Origin of the sequence: Eubacterium sp. AF19-12LB (assembly GCF_003479125.1) — a bacterium.
GTDB classification, from domain to species: Bacteria; Bacillota; Clostridia; order Lachnospirales; family Lachnospiraceae; genus Eubacterium_U; species Eubacterium_U album.
This window is the reverse complement of the sequence record NZ_QUGP01000002.1, coordinates 139058-157077: the sequence shown is the minus strand read 5'-3', so window position 1 is coordinate 157077 and position 18020 is coordinate 139058. Positions and strand designations below refer to the sequence as shown.

Below are 18020 nucleotides of genomic sequence, written 5' to 3'. Positions count from 1 at the left end.
ATGAAACCGTTAGTTGTTATAACAGGACCTACAGCAGTAGGTAAAACAGAATTATCCATAAAAATTGCAAAAGCAATTGACGGAGAGATAATCAGTGCTGATTCCATTCAGGTTTATAAACATATGGATATTGGTTCTGCCAAAATAACAAAAGAAGAAATGCAGGGAATAAAGCATTATCTTGTTGATGAATTTGAACCGGATGAAGAATTTAACGTTCATGTATTTAAAGAAAAAACGTTAGAATACATGGACAAAATATATGAAGCAGGAAAAATTCCAATTATCGTAGGCGGTACCGGATTTTATATTCAGTCTGTATTATATGATATTCAGTTTAATGATGAAGAAATAGACAGTGCTTATAGAAAAGAACTTGAAAATATAGCAAAAGAAAAAGGAAATGATTATTTACATAATATGTTAAAAGAAGTAGATGAAGAATCTGCATTAAATATACATAAGAACAATTTAAAGCGTGTAATAAGAGCATTAGAATTTTATAAAAATACAGGTGAAAAAATTTCAACTCATAATGAAGAACAATCTCAAAATATTTCTCCTTATAATTTTGTTTATTTTGTGTTAAATGATAAAAGAGAACTTTTATATGAAAGAATAAATAAAAGAGTTGATATTATGTTTGATAAAGGCCTTGTAAATGAGGTCAAAAACCTTTTGAATATGGGATATACAAAAGGTTTGGTTTCCATGAACGGTATAGGATACAAGGAAGTTGTTGATTATATTAATGGTAAATATTCTTTAGATGAAACTAAAGAAATAATAAAAAGAGAAACCAGACATTTTGCAAAACGACAGCTTACATGGTTTAGAAGGGAAAAAGATGTGACCATGGTCAACTATTTTGATTATGATAGTATCGATGATACTTTGAAATATATGATTAATACACTAAGGGAAAAGGATATAATTAAAAATGATTAAGGAAATGTATAAAAATCTGGGAATAGATGAAAATGTATATAATTTTACAAAAAATATTGAAAATGAATTAAAAGATAGATTTGCAAAAATAGATGAAGTAGCTGAATATAATCAATTAAAAGTTATGAAAGCATTTCAGAAGAATCAGGTTTCCGAAGCGCATCTTGGCGTATCTACAGGTTATGGATATAATGACATAGGCAGAGATACTTTAGAAAAAGTATATGCTGATGTATTTGGTACAGAAGATGCACTTGTCCGCCCACAGATTACATGTGGAACTCATGCATTAGGGATCGCATTATCAGCAAATTTACGACCGGGCGACAAAATACTTTATATTTCTGGTAAGCCTTATGATACACTTGAAGAAGTAATCGGAATTAGAGAATCAAAAGGATCTCTTGCAGAATATGGAATTAAATATGGACAGGTAGATTTACTTCCTAATGGTGATTTTGATTTTGATGGCATAAAAAAGGCAATAACTTCTGATGTTAAGATGGTTGGAATCCAAAGATCAAAAGGATATGAGACAAGACCTACTATTTCTGTTGAAAAAACAGGTCAGGTAATTAATTTTGTAAAAGAAATAAATAAAGATATCATTGTAATGGTAGATAATTGCTATGGTGAATTCGTAGATATAGTTGAGCCATCAAACGTAGGTGCTGACATGGTTGTAGGTTCTTTGATTAAAAATCTTGGTGGTGGATTAGCTCCTATTGGAGGATATATATGTGGAACCAAAGAATGTGTTGAAAATTGTGCATATAGACTTACAACTCCGGGACTTGGAAAAGAAGTTGGTGCAAGCCTTGATGTAATTCATACATTTTATCAGGGATTATTTATGGCACCAACAGTTGTTGCTTCTGCATTAAAGGGTGCAATTTTTGCAGCAAATGTATTTGAAAGATTAGGATTTAATGTAATTCCTAATTCGACAGAAGAACGATACGATATCATTCAGGCTGTTACATTTGGCTCTCCTGAAGGAGTAATCGCTTTTTGTAAAGGAATTCAGGCAGCTGCTCCGATTGACAGCCATGTTACACCTGAACCATGGGATATGCCGGGCTATGATTCACAGGTAATTATGGCAGCAGGTGCATTTGTATCCGGTTCATCTATTGAACTTAGTGCTGATGCTCCAATTAAGCCTCCATATGCTGTCTATTTTCAGGGTGGTCTTACATGGCAACATGCTAAATTTGGAATATTAAAGGCTTTGCAGCAGTTAGTAAATGAAAATATTGTCTCTTTATAAAATGTTAAAATTTGGTTAAATTTACTTAAAATATTATTTAATTGTGTACACTAAAAATTTATTGTGATAAAATCTAAAATTAGCAAGTTATTGTTTGATACCTCAATTTGTACTTGGAGAGATGAATGGAGGTATTTATATGAACAAAATTGCAGATATGCCTGTTAATGAAAGACCTTATGAAAAATGCATTGAAAAAGGACCGGCCTTTTTAAGTGATGAAGAACTATTAGCTGTTATTCTAAGAACAGGAAACAGAGAATTGAATTCTATGGAACTGGCAAGAACAATAATAACAAAAGAAAATAAGACAGATATTTTATCAATTATGCATTATACATTTGAAGAATTGACAAGCTTTAAGGGAATTGGAACTGTAAAAGCAATTCAGATTATGTGTATAGGAGAACTTTCTAAAAGAATAGCATGTACGAAAGCAATTCATAAGCTTGATTTTTCAAGACCTGACACAATTGCAAGATACTATATGGAAAGCATGCGCCATAAAGAAAAAGAAGAATTAGTCGTTGCATATTTAGACACAAAATGTCAAATGATAAAAGATATGATGATAACATCAGGAACAATAAACCAGTCTCTATTTTCAATAAGGGAAATATTTGTTCAGGCATTAAGATTTAATGCGGTTAATATCGTAATTGTACATAATCATCCAAGCGGGAACAGCGAACCTAGTAAAGATGATATTATTTCTACGAAAAAAATATGTGAAGCCGGACAGTTAATTGGTATAACTGTTCTCGATCATATTATTATAGGAGACAAATCGTTTACCAGCTTAAATGCATTAGGAATTATATAAATCAAGTTAATTGGAAGGACAATAAAATGAGTCAGAATGTTTATGGAATTGACATTGGAACAAGTAATTTAAAGATTTTCAATGGACAAACTAAAACTATAATAAATGAAAAAAATATAATAGCAATTCGAAATAAAAAGGACGTTTTTGCAATTGGAAATGGAGCTTTTGAAATGTATGAGAAAGCTCCTGATAATATTGTTGTAAGTTTTCCTATCAAGGATGGAGTAATTGCAGATATTAAAAACATGAAAAGTCTTATAGAAAAGATGTTTATTAAATTAAATTATCCTAAAATTGTAAGAGGTGGACGATTCTGTATTGCAGTTCCTTCTGATATAACTGAAGTTGAAAAAAGAGCTTTTTATGATGTTATTAACGACTCAAGTATTAAAGCAAAAGAAATAAAGATAGTAGAAAAACCTATTGCAGATGCAGTTGGTCTTGGTATTGATATTGACAGTGCTAAAGGGAACATGATTGTAAACATCGGTGCCGATACAACTGAAATTACAGTTACATCACTTGGTGGAATTGTAATTAGCAGAATTGTAAAAATTGGCGGAAACAAACTTGACGAAATAATTTGTAATATTGTAAAAAGAAAATATAATATTATGATTGGCATGAAAACAGCAGAGCAAATAAAAATCAATCTTGCAAATGCAATTTATGATGAAGAATCAGATGATAATTATGAAATGTGTAATGTATTTGGGAGAAACATTATTACAGGACTTCCTTGTGAAAGAACGGTTACATCTGATTTAATATATGAAGCAATAAAAGAAGTATTATCGTCTATTATTGATTCAATAAAACAGTTACTTGAACGTACACCACCTGAATTATCTTCTGATATAATTGACACCGGAATATATCTTACAGGTGGTTCAGCGCAGATTACAAATTTAAGTAAACTAATAGAAATGGAAACAGATTTAAAGGTAAATGTTGTTAGAAACCCCGGTGAATCAGTTGTAAGAGGAATTTCAAAAATTATATCTGATTCAAAATACAGAAAGTTGTTATATACACCAAGCGAAAATAAATACTAAGAGGTAGGTAAAAAGAAATGAAAAGACCTTCTAAGTTTATAAATATAAATACAAAAGTTTTAATATTTGTTCTAACTGTATTTTGTGTGTTTAGCATAATTTTGTCATCTATATTTTCAAATTATTCTAAACCTGCAAAAATAGTTTCCGGTGCAATTGTTGTTCCTCTTCAGGATGGAATGAATGGCATTGGTAAATGGTTTACTAATAAAGCAGATTACTTTAATTCAGTAAAAAAACTTACAAAGAAAAATAAAGAATTAGAAAGTCAGGTTAACGAATTAACAGAAGAAAACAGTTTGTTAGCTCAAAATAAATATGAACTTGAAAGACTTCGTGATTTATATCAGTTAGATCAGGACTATTCAAGTTACGAAAAAATTGCAGCCAATGTAATTGGAAAAGACTCCGGAAACTGGTTTGATATCTTTACAATTAATAAAGGTTCAAAAGACGGAATAAAAAAAGATATGAATGTAATAAGCGGTGGTGGACTTGTTGGAATTGTTACTGACGTCGGTAAAGATTATGCAAAAGTTAGAGCTATAATTGATGATGAAAGTAGTGTAAGTGTTTCGTTTGCCAACACAAGTGATACCGGAATTGTAAGTGGAGATTTAAAGCTTATGGATGATGGTGTTATGAATGTAACAGAAGTACTAAAAGATGCTAAGGTTACAGAAGGCGATATGGTAGTCACATCAAAAATATCAGACAAATTTGTTCCGGGAATATTAGTCGGTTATGTAACAAATATTAAATTAGATTCGAGTGAATTGACACAGTCAGGACAAATAATTCCTGTTGTAGATTTTAAACATATAGACGAAGTATTGGTAATTACTCAGTTAAAGGATGATATGTAAAGGAGAAAAAGCATGAAAGAGAAAATAAGAAATTTCATAATATTTGCGGCAGTGATTCTCGTTGCCTTTTTGCTACAAAACGCATTTTCTCTTGCATTGCCTCAGGAAGTCTCTACACCTAATCTTCTTCTGATAGTTGTATGTTTTTTTGGACTTATGTGTGGAAGCAACAAAGGAATAGCCATTGGATTTGCATGTGGTTTACTTGTTGATGTTTTCTATGGTGACGTAATAGGATTTAACGCTTTAATTTACATGTATTGCGGATTATTTAGTGGAATCTTTAGAAGATGGTTTTATAGTGAAATCATTATTATGCCATTGCTTTTAGTTTTTATAAATGATTTTATGTTTAACACAGTTTACTATGGATTCAGATTGCTTTTAAGAAATAAGTTAGACTATCCATATTATTTTGAAAAGATAATTTTACCTGAAATGATAATTACAACATTTTGTGCTTTAATTGTATATAAATTGTTTTATTTATTAAATGAAAAGGTAATTTCTAAAGAACAAAGGAGTGCATTAAGTTTTGATAAGTGATTTTTTCTACACGATTTATAACATAATAAAATCAAGAATATTTATTGTCGGTGCGGTATTAACAGTTCTTTTTGGAGTTGTTCTTTTTAGATTATTTGATTTACAGATAATTAACGAGAGTTACTATATGAATACTTATGTACAGCAGGCTGAAAAGACGGTTTACACGCCAGGTACAAGAGGTAATATTTATGATACAAATGGTGAATTATTAGCTTATAATGAATTAAGCTATGCCGTTACATTTGAAGATAAAATTGACAGCTCCGATGAAAAAAACGGAATATTAAATGAAATTGTATATAATGCAATAACAATAATTGAAAAATATGGTGATAAAGTATCTTATGATTTCCCAATTGTAATTAACAGCGATGGCAATTATGAGTTTAATTTTACATCAGATGCATCAAGAACCTTATTTATGACTAATTTATTTGGTAAAAAGATGAAAAAAGGTAATGTTGACTATTCTAATGCCTCAGCTGCAGAAGTCATGGACTATTGTGTAAATTCCTTCTTTGATTTAGAGGGTGATTACGATATGGAAATGACTTTAAAAATTATTGCAATAAGATATAACATATTCCAAAATTCATACCAGAAGTATGTTGCAACAACTATTGCAACAAATATTTCAAAAGAAACAATGACAGCGATTTATGAAAATGAAGCAATTCTTACAGGTGTATCAGTTGCTGAAACAACAATCAGAAGATATGTTGATAGTGAATATTTTGCTCCACTGATAGGATATACCGGTAAAATTTCCGAAAGCGAATTACAGGAATACAATGACAATGGTGGTGATTATATTTCTAGCGACTATGTTGGTAAATCAGGTATTGAAGCCGCTATGGAAGATACATTGCAGGGTGTACGTGGAGAAAAGAAAATATTCGTAGATTCTACAGGTAAAGTGTTAAGTACAGTTTCATCAACTGATTCTTCTGTTGGAAAAGATGTAACCTTAACAATTGATAAGAAATTACAGATTGCCACATATAAAATGCTTGAGAAAAAAATTGCTTCAGTCTTAATTTCTCAGATTGTTAACAGGGATGTTTCAGATAAAGAACAGGAAGATTCCGATGTGCATCCTATTGCAGCAAAAACTGTATATTTTCAGTTAATAAATAATAATGTTTTAAGCATAAAAGATTTAAAAAAGAAACGAACAAATAATGAAGCAAAAGTTTATACTAAATATTCTGATGCCCTAAAGGTTGTAAAGAGTCGATTGAAGAAACAATTAGAATCTGATAAGGGCGAAGTATATAATGATTCATCAGACGAATATAAAGAGTATTATGATTATATTTTTGATGAATTAAAATCTGATAATGTATTAATTTCTTCATCTTTAGATAGTTCTGATGCAACTTATAAAAAATATATAGCTGGAGATATCAGTATTAATGAATTTATCAAATATGCTATATCCAAAAGCTGGATTAATATATCAGCATTACAAATTGATAATCAATATATTACTTCAGATGAAACATATAAAGTAATAGTAAATTATATTTTAGATTTCATAGATAATAATGCATCATTTAGTAAATTAATATTCAAATATAAAATTAATGATGGAACAATAAACGGTTGTGAAATATGTATGTTATTATACGATCAGAGCGTATTAGAAAAAGACCGTGATTGGTATAACAAATTATCAACATACACATCAACGGAATCTTATAATTTTATTATTAGTCAGATTAAAAAATTAAATATTACACCGGCACAGATTGCTTTGGATCCATGTTCAGGCTCTGTTGTTGTTACTAATCCAAATAACGGTAAAGTGTTAGCTATGGTAACTTATCCAAGTTATGATAATAATATGCTTTCCGGTTCAGTAGATGCTGATTATTGGGCTAAACTTGTAGATGATTTATCTTCACCGCTTTATAACAGAGCTACTCAGGGGTTATCAGCTCCGGGTTCAACATTTAAGATGGTAACTGCAATGACAGCATTGGAAAATAATACAATAACAAGATATAGAACTATCGTTGATAAAGGTGAGTTTGATAAAATATCGCCACATCCAAAATGTTGGATATATCCTTCAGCACATGGTAGCTTGAATGTAATGCAGGCTATTGCTCAATCATGTAATGGATTTTTCTATGAAGTAGGTTATGAATTGGGAACAACTTCATCAGGTAAATATGATAGTGCTACAGGACTTAAAAAACTTGAAGTATATGCGAAAGAATTAGGCTTAGACATGAAATCAGGTGTAGAAATAACAGAAAGCGACCCTAAATTTTCAACAGAATCAGCTGTCCATTCAGCCATTGGCCAGGGTAGTCATTCATATGCGCCTGTACAACTTGCAAGATATATATCCACATTAGCTAACGGTGGTAAAAATTACGAACTAACTTTAGTTGATAAAATAACTGATTCATCAGGAAATGTAATTAAGAAAAATAAAGCAAAATTATCAAATACTGTAAACGCATCAAGTGAAACATGGGATATTATTCATACCGGAATGCGAATGGTTATTACAGAAGGAACTATAGAAAAATCTTTCAAGGATACAGACATAGCGTTTGCCGGTAAAACAGGTACTGCTGAAGAAAATTCAAAAAGAAACGCACATTCATTGTTTGTAGCATATGCTCCATATAACAAACCTAAAGTGGCAATTTCAGCAGTTATTCCGTTTGGTAACTCTTCACATGATTCTGCTGAAGTAGCAAAGGACGTTGTAAGATATTATCTTGGAGAATTAACGGATGATGATGTAAATAAAGATGTTGAAAGTTCTTCTTCAACAAGTGCCGTTAGAGATTAATTTAGTTAGAAAGCTAATATGGCTTTACTATATATAACAAAAGACTTCTTAATATACAAAAGAGTAATATATACAAAATATTACACTTAACATATGATTAATAAAATAAATATAAGTATATTGAGGAGGATTTTATGGGAGAAGTAATAGTAATAACTTCCGGAAAAGGGGGAGTAGGCAAAACTACCGTTACTGCAAACCTGAGCGTTTCCCTTTCATTATTAGGGAAAAAAGTTATAGCTATAGACACAGATATAGGGCTTAGAAATCTGGATGTAGTAATGGGCTTAGAAAACAGCATTGTTTACAATATTGTTGATGTGATTGAAGGGAACTGTCGCTTGAAGCAGGCTATAATAAGGGATAAAAGATTTAGAAATCTTTATTTGCTTCCAAGCGCTCAGAGCAAGGATAAGTCTTGCATTAACCAATATCAGATGATTAATCTTACAAATGAATTAAAACAAAAGTTTGACTATGTATTAATTGATTGTCCAGCAGGAATTGAGCAGGGATTTAAAAATGCTATTGCAGGTGCTACAAGAGCCATTATTGTGACTACTCCGGAAGTATCAGCAATTAGGGATGCTGACAGAGTGTCCTGTCTCTTAGATAAAGCAGGACTATATCCTATCAATTTAATTGTAAATAAAATACGAAATGATTTAGTGAAAAAAGGCGATATGATGTCAACTGATGATGTCACAGAGATACTTAGTCTTGATTTAATTGGCATGATTCATGATGATACAGATATTGTTATATCGACTAACAGAGGAGAACCTCTTGCAGGGGCAAATTCATATTCATCTAAAATTTTTATGAATATTGCTAAAAGAATAGATGGTGAAGAAGTACCAATGTTGAATCATAAGAATAGAAAATTTAATTTCTTTAAAAAGTATTTAACAGGAGGTTTTCAAAATGTTTAGACTAAATTATTTTAGATTCAGGAAAAGAAAACGTTCAGGAAAAATTGCTCATGACAGACTGAAAATTCTTTTAGTTTCTGACAGGGCGGGATGTTCACCTGAAACAATGGAACTTATTAAAAATGATATTTTAAATGTTATTTCAAAATATGTTGAAATTGATAAAGAAAACTGTAAAATACAAATAGAAAAAGATAAAAAGCCTTATCTTTTTGCAAACATACCTATAAAAGAAGTTAAGGTTTAATATATTTACTTAGTTATGCTCAAAGAAAATGGGCATTAGGAGGCAAAATATCAATGGCAAGAAGAAAGAAAAAAACGCTGTCGAAATTAAAAGAATATAAATTTAGCAATATAAATTTTAGATTACTACTTTATGTAGTATGTCTAACTGTTATTGGAATACTTGCGATAGGTAGTGCTACTAGCGGTGGAACAGAACAGAAAAAACAGATTTTAGGATTTGTAATGGGAATTATTATTTTAATAATTTTAAGTTTAGTAAGTTATAAATTTGTTTTTAAATTTTACTGGCTTGCATACATATTTAACTTGGTATTGCTTGTTTATGTTAAATTAAATGGAGATGTAAATAAAGGTGCAGGACGTTGGATTGATTTAAAGTTTATGCAGTTTCAGCCTTCGGAATTATCAAAGATAATTTTAATATTATTTTTAGCTGCTTATCTTTATAAGCATAGAAATACAATAAATACCTTTAGAACAATAGCTTCTACATGTGCATTAGCAGGATTACCAATAGCTCTCATAGTAGTTCAGCCGGATTTATCAACAACAATAGTTATTTTTATTACATTTTGTGTTATAATGTTTTTATCTGGGATTAGTTACAAGATTGTAACAACTGTGTTAATTATTGCTATACCTTTAGCAAGTGTATTTGTTTACGTGGGGATAAACGATCCTAATAGCGGTATTTTACAAGGATATCAGTTAAAAAGAATTGTTGGTTTTTATAGCAAAGATTCAACTGACCCTGACATTATAGATACAAGACGACAGCAGGAGAACTCATTACTTGCAATTGGTTCCGGCGGTCTTACAGGAAAAGGCCTAAATAACAATACAGTAACCAGTGTAAAGAACGGTAACTTATTATCAGAAAGTCATACTGATTTTATATTTGCAATTATAGGTGAAGAACTGGGATTTGCAGGAAGTGCGGCAGTTGTTATCTTGTTGCTACTTATAGTTGTTGAATGTTTTCTAACGGGAGCCAGGGCGAAAGATTTAAGTGGAAAACTGTTTTGCTTTGGACTTGGCTCGTTGATTGGATTCCAATCGCTTGTTAATTTGTCAGTAGCGACATGTATGTTGCCTAATACCGGCTTAACGTTACCATTCGTTAGTTATGGATTGTCATCCCTAATCAGTATGTATATTGGTATTGGGATTGTAATAAATGTAGGATTACAGCGGAAAAAAGATTTATACTAGGAGGAGTAAATATATGAATATTGGTTTTATAGCACACGATTCAAAAAAACATTTAATGCAGAATTTCTGCATTGCGTACAGGGGTATTCTATCAAAGCATGAACTTTATGCGACAGGTACTACAGGCAGATTAATAGAGGAAGCAGCTAATTTAAATGTTCATAAATTTTTAGCTGGACATTTAGGTGGTGAACAACAGATGTGTGCCATGATTGAGCAGAATCAGATGGACTTAGTTATATTTTTAAGAGATCCATTAAATCCTAAATCTCATGAACCGGATATTCATAAAGCAATACGTTTATGTGATATGCACAATATTCCTCTAGCTTCAAATGTAGCTACTGCCGAATTACTTATAAAATCACTTGAACACGGAGATTTAGAATGGCGTGAAGCTTATAATGCATAAAAAAATACCGGAATATAGTTATACTAATTAGATTAGTTGACTATTTCCGGTATTTTTTATTAATTATTTTATTTCTAAATTAAGAATTACTAAATTGTAAATGCCATAAAAGAATACAATTCAGATAAAGTTTTTAATGGTTTTCACCAAGAGAATAAACTCTTCCATATAGACTGATTAAGTACAAACCACATAATCCGATTATTGCATAAATAATTCTTGAAAGCCAACTCATATCGCCAAATAAAAATGCAACTAAATCAAATTTAAAGAAACCTATAAGTCCCCAGTTTATTGCTCCAATTATAACTAATGTCAGCACTGTATAATCAAATCCTTTTGAATTCATATAATCACCTCCTGTGCTTTATATATGATATTTTTTACAAAAAATGAAATAATATAAATGGTAATTATTTCATTGACTAGAATTGAAAAATGATAGATAATATAAGATAGTGCCTGATGATTTGAATTAGGCAGATTTAACATTTGTTTAATAGATAATTTTAAATTATCTAATACATAATTAAGGTGAATAAGATGGCAAAAAAGCAAAAACGAGTAATAAGATATAAATCTTACACACGTATTAATCCGGGTATTATAATTTTTGGCATTATATTTATATATATAGCAATCAGCTTATTTAAATACATTACAACAGACAGAATTAATTATTATGAAGTAGTCGAGGGAACTTCATCCGATGAAACATATAAATCCTATAAAGGGATTGCACTACGTAAAGAAAGTGTTGTTAATGCTGATTCTTCCGGATATGTTGATTATTATGTTCGTGAAGGTGCACGAATATCTTTAAATACAACTTTATATAGTATGGATGCAGACGGAACAATTAATAAACTGTTATCTGAAATGTCTGAAAAAGATACTACCCTTACAGACGATGATATTACAAAATTAAAAGATAAAATATATACTTTTACAAATAACTATGATGATATGGATTTTAATGAAGTATATAATTTTAAAAATAATGTTCAGGGAACAGTTGCTGACCTGATTAACATGAATGCATTAGATTCATTGATTAAAAATAATTCAGATTCTCAATTTTCGATAAATAAGGCACGTAATACAGGAATTGTACTTTATAGATTTGATGGATATGAAAATAAAAAGGCTAAAGAACTTACAATGGATGACTTTAGAGCTAAAAACTATTCTTCACAGCTTGTTAATTCAGGCGATTATGTTGAAGCAAATGAGCCTATCTATAAATCTATTACTGATGATGAATGGAGTATCGTAGTTCCATTTACCAAAAATGAAGTAAAAAAATATAAAGATACAGTAGGTGTAAAAATTAAATTTAATAAAGATAATATAACCACTACAGCCAATATTAAAATTGTAAAGGGTGCAGATGGTAATAATTACGGAGTAATTACATTAGCAAAGTATGTTGTAAGATATGCAACAGACAGATTTGTAAATATTCAGATTATTGATAATATAACAACAGGATTAAAAATTCCAAAAATATCAATTGCTTCTAAGAATTTATACATAATTCCAAAGGATTATGCCACAAAATCTAATGACGATACAGACATTGGATTTAGAAAACAGGTTGTTAAAGATGGCAAAATTGATAGTGATGTAACATATCCTACTATTTCATATTCAGATGATGATAATTATTATGTATCTACTGATGAATTTGAAAAAGGTGATGTACTCATCAAGGATGATTCTGTTGAGACATATACTATTGGAGCTGAACAGACAAGACAAGGTGTTTACAACATAAACAACGGATACACTGTTTTTGTTCAGGTAACCATATTAGGCGAAACAGATGAATATTACATTGTTGAATCGGGCGAAAAATATGGTTTAAGTGTGTATGACCATATCGTCTTAGATAGTAGCAAAGTAAAAGAAAATCAAATTATATTTCAATAAATAAAGGAGTGATTTTAATGATACAGGAAAATATTAAACTTGTAGAAGAAAACATTAAAAAGGCTTGTGAAAAAGTAGGAAGAGACGTAAATGAAGTAACTTTAATAGCTGTCAGCAAAACTAAACCTTATACTGCAATAGAAGAGGCATTGCCAACAGGTGTTAAAGATTACGGAGAAAATAAAGTTCAGGAACTTTGTGACAAATATGAAATATTGCCAAAAGATATCAAATGGCACATGATTGGTCATTTACAAAGAAATAAAGTTAAATATCTTGTAGGAAAGGCTTCTCTTATCCATTCTGTTGATTCAATAAGATTAGCAGAACAGATTGAAAAAGAATATGCAAAAGCTGATGAAATTGCGAATATATTAATTGAAGTAAATATGGCACAGGAAGAAAGTAAATTCGGAATAACATCTGAAGAAACTGAACAATTAGTTAGAGAAATAGCTAAATTTCCACACATAAGAATTAAAGGATTAATGACAATTGCTCCATATACTGATAATCCTGAATCAAATAGAGTATATTTTAGAAATATGAAGAAATTATCGGTTGACATAGAAAATAAAAACATTGATAATGTTAGTATGAGTGTCTTGTCGATGGGGATGACAGGAGACTATCAGGTAGCCGTTGAAGAAGGTGCAACTCTAGTCAGAGTCGGTACCGGAATATTTGGTGAAAGAAATTATAATATTTAAAATATAAATCAAAGTTAGGAGATTAAAATGAGTTTTATAGATAAAGTGTCGAACATATTAAGAATGGATTATAATCAGGATGATTACGATGATTATGACGAAGATTTCGATGATGATTTCGACGAAGATGAAGAAGAGACAAGACAGCCTGAACGTGTAAGTCGTACATCTTATAGAGACAAATACGAAGATGAAGACGATGAACCTTCATATAGCAAACGTTCAAGCCACGCTAAATCTTCATCCAGAAGTTCATTTATGAGCAAATCATCTAATAAAAACGCAAGAAATGTCGTTCCGATGAGAAGTTCAGGATTAGAAGTTTGCGTAATTAAGCCATCGGGTTATGATGAAACAAAAGAAATAATAGACACATTGCTTCAGGGAAAAGCTGTAATCGTTAATTTAGAAGGCGTTAAATTAGATTTAGCTCAGCGTATTGTTGATACAGTTTATGGTGCAAGCTATTCTATAGGCGGTAAATTACAAAAAATAACAGGATACATTTACATCGTGACACCTTCAAATGTTGATCTTTCAGGTGATTTCCATGATGCAATATCAAGTTCATATAATAACATGAGATCAACTTCAATGTATAAGTAGAATTATATTCGACATTTAAGGACAGACTGATGAACAAAGAAGATAATTATGTTAAAAACCGATTATTAGATCTTGCTGATATTACTTATTTAAAAAATATCTATGCATATTCTGGTTTTCTAAATTTAAATGAAATAAATATTTTTAATACAATAACAAATCAATTACCTCCAGTTAATTACTATTTGACTGGAGGCAATGTTTATGCAGAAAGAAAAATTGTAGTCTTTAAACCAATTGAAGTCTATTATGAAGAAGATGTCCCAATCACTCTTTTAAAAATCGAACCACTCAATAAAAAATACGCAGATACATTAAATCATAGAGATTATTTAGGGGCAATATTAAATTTGGGAATTGACAGAAGTAAGATTGGCGATATTTTTATAGGTGAAAATGTAGCATATATATATGTTATTACAGGAATTTCTGACTATATAATCAATAATTTTACAAAAGTAAAACATACTCTTATTTCATGTAAGATTGCTTATGATGAAATTGAAAATGTCAGGCCAAATCTTAAAGAAATAAAAGGAACTATCGGTAACATACGATTAGACAGTATAATTTCTTTAGCATTTAATAAATCAAGAAGCAGTATTGTTTCATATATTGAAGAGAAAAAAGTATTCGTAAACGGAAAAATTATTACTTCAAATGGATATTCAATTAAAGAAAATGATATTATTTCAGTCAGAGGTCTTGGCAGAGTTATTTACAACAGACAGATAAGTGTTACTAAAAAAGGAAAAAATCTAGTATCAGTTTCGATATACTGTTAAATAAACAAGCTACAATCATTATTGTAGATACTGAAAATAAAGATGCTTGTTGTTATATAGTTATTATTTCAACAAGTAATGTAGCAGGCAAAAAGAAAGATTAGATTTACGCAAATTAAATAAATATTTATTTAATTATAAGGAGAAAAATATGGAAGTATCAATTAACACAAACGCAATGAAAGTAAATTATGAGCAAAAGCCTTGTTATGATATTGTATTTTCAAAAGATTTCAATTTATTAAATGATGAAATCCAGAAATTAAATATAAGTAACAAACGAATTTGTATAGTTACAGAATCAAATGTTGGTCCTTTATATGCAAATGAAGTTAAAGATATTTTTATGAGCAATTCAAAAGAAGTAATTATTTTTGAATTTACAGCAGGTGAAGCTCATAAGAATTTGGATACAATTTCTGAATTATATACTGTTTTAATTGAAAATAAATTTGACAGAAATGATATGCTTGTTGCTTTAGGTGGTGGTGTTGTAGGAGACATGACAGGATATGCTGCAGCAACTTATTTAAGAGGAATAGATTTTATTCAAATTCCAACTTCTTTATTAGCACAGGTAGATTCAAGTATTGGTGGAAAAACAGGTGTAGATTATAAGGCTTACAAAAACATGATAGGAGCCTTCTACCAGCCTAAACTTGTATATATGAATCTTAGTACATTAAACTCATTACCTGATCGCGAATATTATTCAGGAATGGGCGAAATAGTTAAACACGGATTAATAAAAGATTCTGATTATTTCTACTGGTTAAAAGAGAATTATCAAAAGATTTTAGATAGAGACTATGACACTTTGTTTACTATGATTTACAATAGTTGTAATGTAAAAAGAAAAGTAGTGGAAGAAGATCCTAAAGAAAAAGGAGATAGAGCCTTACTTAATTTTGGACATACAATTGGTCATGCAGTTGAAAAATTAAAGAATTTCACATTACTTCATGGGGAATGTGTTTCAATTGGTATTGTATCAGCTGCATACATTTCTTTGGTTAAAAATTATATAAATAACACTGAATTTAATGATATATGTGATACATTAAAATTATTTAAATTACCTGTTACTACATCAGATATTAACGCTAATGATGTTGTTGAAGCCACTTTAAATGATAAAAAAATGGATTCAGGTGTAATTAAGTTCATCGTTTTAAAAGAAATTGGTAATGCTTCAATTGATAGAACTATAGACCATGACTTATTAATTTATAGCTGTGAAAAAATAATTAAAAAGTAAGTTTTAGAAAGGATTATAAAGATGAAAACAGGACTACATAATTTAAAGCTTATTGTTTCTTTAATTGTTCTGATAATATTTGATCAATTAACTAAATTTTGGGCTGTTACACAATTAAAATCCGGAAAAGTTATTTCCATAATTCCAAATGTCTTTGAATTAAACTATTTGGATGGAGGGAACACAGGTGCAGCCTGGGGTATTTTTTCAGGAAAGATAGCTATGTTTATCATCTTTACAATAATAGTAGTAATTATACTGATTTTATGTATTTACAGAATCAGCAAACTACTAACGTTAAACTGTTCGTTAAATACTATGCATTTAATTTCAATGCAGTATATAATTACTTTATTGATAGCAGGAGCAATTGGTAATTTGATTGACAGAATTGTAAATGGCTATGTTGTGGATTTTCTGTATTTTAAGCTTATAGATTTTCCAGTATTTAACGTTGCTGATTGTTATGTGACAATCGCATGTGCATTGCTTATAATTTTTTGCGTCTTTGTAATTAACGACAAAGAATTTAATGCGATTTTTTCTTTGAAAAAAGATGATTCTGAAGATAAAAAAGATAAATAAATTTCAAACTATAATTTAGAAAATTATTTTACAAATATAATTTAAGCGAGAATAAAATGAGTAATATATATTATGTTGACGATGATTTCGAAGGAGTTCGAGTTGATAAGTATTTAGGCGAAATTTTGCCTGACATATCTAGATCTTATATTCAAAAACTGCTAAAAAGCCAGCATATTTTAGTAAATAAATGCGTGTGCAAAGCTAATTACAAAGTTAAAACGGACGATATAATTAATGTAGATATTCCTGAACCGTTAGAAGCAAATATTGTAGCTGAAGATATTCCTTTAGATATAATATATGAAGATGATGATATTTTAATAGTAAATAAACCTAAAGATATGGTTGTGCATCCGGCTCCAGGTCATTATACAGGAACATTGGTTAATGCATTAATGTATCATTGTCGTGATAATCTTTCTGAAATAAATGGTGTTTTAAGACCTGGAATTGTGCATAGAATTGATAAAGATACAACAGGTGCTTTAATTGTATGTAAGAATGATTACAGCCATAATTTTGTAGCCGAGCAATTAAAAGTTCATTCGATAACGCGAAAATATGTAGCAATTGTAAATGGTGTTATATCTGATGATGAAGGCACTATTGATGCACCAATTGGACGTCATGAAGTTAATCGTAAAAAAATGTCCATTAATTATAAAAATGGTAAAAATGCAGTGACTCATTATAAAGTTTTAAAGCGTTTCAAAAAATACACATACATTGAATGTCAGCTCGAGACAGGGCGTACACATCAAATAAGAGTTCACATGTCAAGTATTAATCATCCTATTTTGGGCGATGAACTCTACAATAACAATAAATGTCCGTTTAAATTACAGGGACAAACTCTTCATGCAAAAACTATTGGCTTTATTCATCCTACAACTAAAGAATATGTAGAGTTTGAAGCACCATTACCTGAATATTTTAAACATTTGCTTGAAATATTAGACTAAAGAACTTATTTTAATGCAATTTTATAAAAAATATAGTTTAAAAAGGCA

Annotated in this window: 19 protein-coding genes; 18 read left to right on the top strand and 1 reads right to left on the bottom strand. The window is 29.9% G+C overall.

Translation table 11 applies throughout. The annotated features are described in order from the left end of the window. The 11 genes from miaA to DWX29_RS02345 all read left to right on the top strand — a co-directional run bounded on the left by miaA (nt 1) and on the right by DWX29_RS02345 (nt 11131). Entirely contained in the window at nt 1-948 is a 948-nt protein-coding gene (gene miaA / locus DWX29_RS02395; protein ID WP_118565091.1) for a tRNA (adenosine(37)-N6)-dimethylallyltransferase MiaA, read from the top strand. Next, on the top strand, nt 941-2218 hold the full coding sequence (locus DWX29_RS02390) for a methionine gamma-lyase family protein (RefSeq protein ID WP_118565090.1): 1278 nt from the start codon (nt 941-943) through the stop codon (nt 2216-2218). The genes miaA and DWX29_RS02390 overlap by 8 nt, the downstream gene beginning before the upstream one ends. A 139-nt stretch (nt 2219-2357) precedes the next feature. Next, nucleotides 2358-3041, top strand: coding sequence for a DNA repair protein RadC (radC, locus tag DWX29_RS02385; protein ID WP_118565089.1), 684 nt, complete (start codon nt 2358-2360; stop codon nt 3039-3041). A 26-nt stretch (nt 3042-3067) separates the two neighbouring features. Beyond that, nucleotides 3068-4099 carry a rod shape-determining protein gene (locus DWX29_RS02380; protein ID WP_022089610.1) on the top strand — a complete coding sequence of 344 codons (1032 nt, stop codon included), beginning with the start codon at nt 3068-3070 and terminating at the stop codon, nt 4097-4099. Between the two features lie 17 nt (nt 4100-4116). Further along, nucleotides 4117-4965 carry a rod shape-determining protein MreC gene (gene mreC / locus DWX29_RS02375; RefSeq protein WP_022089609.1) on the top strand — a complete coding sequence of 283 codons (849 nt, stop codon included), beginning with the start codon at nt 4117-4119 and terminating at the stop codon, nt 4963-4965. A 12-nt stretch (nt 4966-4977) separates the two neighbouring features. Beyond that, nucleotides 4978-5511: a rod shape-determining protein MreD gene (gene mreD / locus DWX29_RS02370; protein WP_022089608.1), complete on the top strand. Its 534-nt coding sequence runs from the start codon at nt 4978-4980 to the stop codon at nt 5509-5511. Beyond that, on the top strand, nt 5501-8326 hold the full coding sequence (locus DWX29_RS02365; protein WP_118565088.1) for a penicillin-binding transpeptidase domain-containing protein: 2826 nt from the start codon (nt 5501-5503) through the stop codon (nt 8324-8326). Before mreD ends, DWX29_RS02365 begins: the two co-directional genes overlap by 11 nt. A 134-nt stretch (nt 8327-8460) precedes the next feature. Continuing rightward, on the top strand, nt 8461-9258 hold the full coding sequence (minD, locus tag DWX29_RS02360; protein ID WP_022089606.1) for a septum site-determining protein MinD: 798 nt from the start codon (nt 8461-8463) through the stop codon (nt 9256-9258). Then, nucleotides 9251-9505, top strand: coding sequence for a cell division topological specificity factor MinE (gene minE, locus DWX29_RS02355; protein ID WP_022089605.1), 255 nt, complete (start codon nt 9251-9253; stop codon nt 9503-9505). Before minD ends, minE begins: the two co-directional genes overlap by 8 nt. A gap of 53 nt (nt 9506-9558) precedes the next feature. Next, entirely contained in the window at nt 9559-10719 is a 1161-nt protein-coding gene (locus tag DWX29_RS02350; protein ID WP_022089604.1) for an FtsW/RodA/SpoVE family cell cycle protein, read from the top strand. Nucleotides 10720-10732: 13 nt separating this feature from the next. Next, entirely contained in the window at nt 10733-11131 is a 399-nt protein-coding gene (locus DWX29_RS02345) for a methylglyoxal synthase (RefSeq protein ID WP_022089603.1), read from the top strand. A gap of 133 nt (nt 11132-11264) precedes the next feature. On the opposite strand, the gene DWX29_RS02340 is transcribed toward DWX29_RS02345, so the two are convergent. Then, nucleotides 11265-11480, bottom strand: coding sequence for a DUF378 domain-containing protein (locus tag DWX29_RS02340; protein WP_022089602.1), 216 nt, complete (start codon nt 11478-11480; stop codon nt 11265-11267). Between the two features lie 194 nt (nt 11481-11674). Between DWX29_RS02340 and DWX29_RS02335 the strand changes: the two genes are divergently transcribed. From DWX29_RS02335 to DWX29_RS02305, 7 genes are all read left to right on the top strand, one after another. Next, a complete protein-coding gene (locus tag DWX29_RS02335; protein WP_022089601.1) occupies nt 11675-13063 on the top strand; it encodes an HlyD family efflux transporter periplasmic adaptor subunit in 1389 nt (462 codons plus the stop codon). Nucleotides 13064-13080: 17 nt separating this feature from the next. Beyond that, on the top strand, nt 13081-13773 hold the full coding sequence (locus DWX29_RS02330; RefSeq protein WP_022089600.1) for a YggS family pyridoxal phosphate-dependent enzyme: 693 nt from the start codon (nt 13081-13083) through the stop codon (nt 13771-13773). A gap of 27 nt (nt 13774-13800) precedes the next feature. Beyond that, nucleotides 13801-14379, top strand: coding sequence for a cell division protein SepF (locus tag DWX29_RS02325; protein WP_022089599.1), 579 nt, complete (start codon nt 13801-13803; stop codon nt 14377-14379). Between the two features lie 29 nt (nt 14380-14408). Then, nucleotides 14409-15164, top strand: a complete 756-nt coding sequence (locus tag DWX29_RS02320; RefSeq protein ID WP_118565087.1) for a YlmH/Sll1252 family protein — start codon at nt 14409-14411, stop codon at nt 15162-15164. Between the two features lie 151 nt (nt 15165-15315). Further along, entirely contained in the window at nt 15316-16422 is a 1107-nt protein-coding gene (gene aroB, locus DWX29_RS02315; RefSeq protein WP_118565086.1) for a 3-dehydroquinate synthase, read from the top strand. Nucleotides 16423-16443: 21 nt separating this feature from the next. Then, nucleotides 16444-17007 carry a signal peptidase II gene (gene lspA, locus DWX29_RS02310; protein WP_118565085.1) on the top strand — a complete coding sequence of 188 codons (564 nt, stop codon included), beginning with the start codon at nt 16444-16446 and terminating at the stop codon, nt 17005-17007. A 56-nt stretch (nt 17008-17063) separates the two neighbouring features. Further along, complete coding sequence (locus DWX29_RS02305) at nt 17064-17972, top strand: RluA family pseudouridine synthase (protein WP_022089595.1); 909 nt, start codon at nt 17064-17066, stop codon at nt 17970-17972. Nucleotides 17973-18020: the final 48 nt, after the last annotated feature.

Excerpts from the sequence above, each read along its gene's own strand:
- miaA (WP_118565091.1), top strand. The coding sequence starts at position 1 with ATGAAACCGTTAGTTGTTATAACAGGACCTACAGCAGTAGGTAAAACA.
- DWX29_RS02390 (WP_118565090.1), top strand. The coding sequence starts at position 941 with ATGATTAAGGAAATGTATAAAAATCTGGGAATAGATGAAAATGTATAT.
- radC (WP_118565089.1), top strand. The coding sequence starts at position 2,358 with ATGAACAAAATTGCAGATATGCCTGTTAATGAAAGACCTTATGAAAAA.
- DWX29_RS02380 (WP_022089610.1), top strand. The coding sequence starts at position 3,068 with ATGAGTCAGAATGTTTATGGAATTGACATTGGAACAAGTAATTTAAAG.
- mreC (WP_022089609.1), top strand. The coding sequence starts at position 4,117 with ATGAAAAGACCTTCTAAGTTTATAAATATAAATACAAAAGTTTTAATA.
- mreD (WP_022089608.1), top strand. The coding sequence starts at position 4,978 with ATGAAAGAGAAAATAAGAAATTTCATAATATTTGCGGCAGTGATTCTC.
- minD (WP_022089606.1), top strand. The coding sequence starts at position 8,461 with ATGGGAGAAGTAATAGTAATAACTTCCGGAAAAGGGGGAGTAGGCAAA.
- minE (WP_022089605.1), top strand. The coding sequence starts at position 9,251 with ATGTTTAGACTAAATTATTTTAGATTCAGGAAAAGAAAACGTTCAGGA.
- DWX29_RS02350 (WP_022089604.1), top strand. The coding sequence starts at position 9,559 with ATGGCAAGAAGAAAGAAAAAAACGCTGTCGAAATTAAAAGAATATAAA.
- DWX29_RS02345 (WP_022089603.1), top strand. The coding sequence starts at position 10,733 with ATGAATATTGGTTTTATAGCACACGATTCAAAAAAACATTTAATGCAG.
- DWX29_RS02340 (WP_022089602.1), bottom strand. The coding sequence starts at position 11,480 with ATGAATTCAAAAGGATTTGATTATACAGTGCTGACATTAGTTATAATT.
- DWX29_RS02335 (WP_022089601.1), top strand. The coding sequence starts at position 11,675 with ATGGCAAAAAAGCAAAAACGAGTAATAAGATATAAATCTTACACACGT.
- DWX29_RS02330 (WP_022089600.1), top strand. The coding sequence starts at position 13,081 with ATGATACAGGAAAATATTAAACTTGTAGAAGAAAACATTAAAAAGGCT.
- DWX29_RS02325 (WP_022089599.1), top strand. The coding sequence starts at position 13,801 with ATGAGTTTTATAGATAAAGTGTCGAACATATTAAGAATGGATTATAAT.
- DWX29_RS02320 (WP_118565087.1), top strand. The coding sequence starts at position 14,409 with ATGAACAAAGAAGATAATTATGTTAAAAACCGATTATTAGATCTTGCT.
- aroB (WP_118565086.1), top strand. The coding sequence starts at position 15,316 with ATGGAAGTATCAATTAACACAAACGCAATGAAAGTAAATTATGAGCAA.
- lspA (WP_118565085.1), top strand. The coding sequence starts at position 16,444 with ATGAAAACAGGACTACATAATTTAAAGCTTATTGTTTCTTTAATTGTT.
- DWX29_RS02305 (WP_022089595.1), top strand. The coding sequence starts at position 17,064 with ATGAGTAATATATATTATGTTGACGATGATTTCGAAGGAGTTCGAGTT.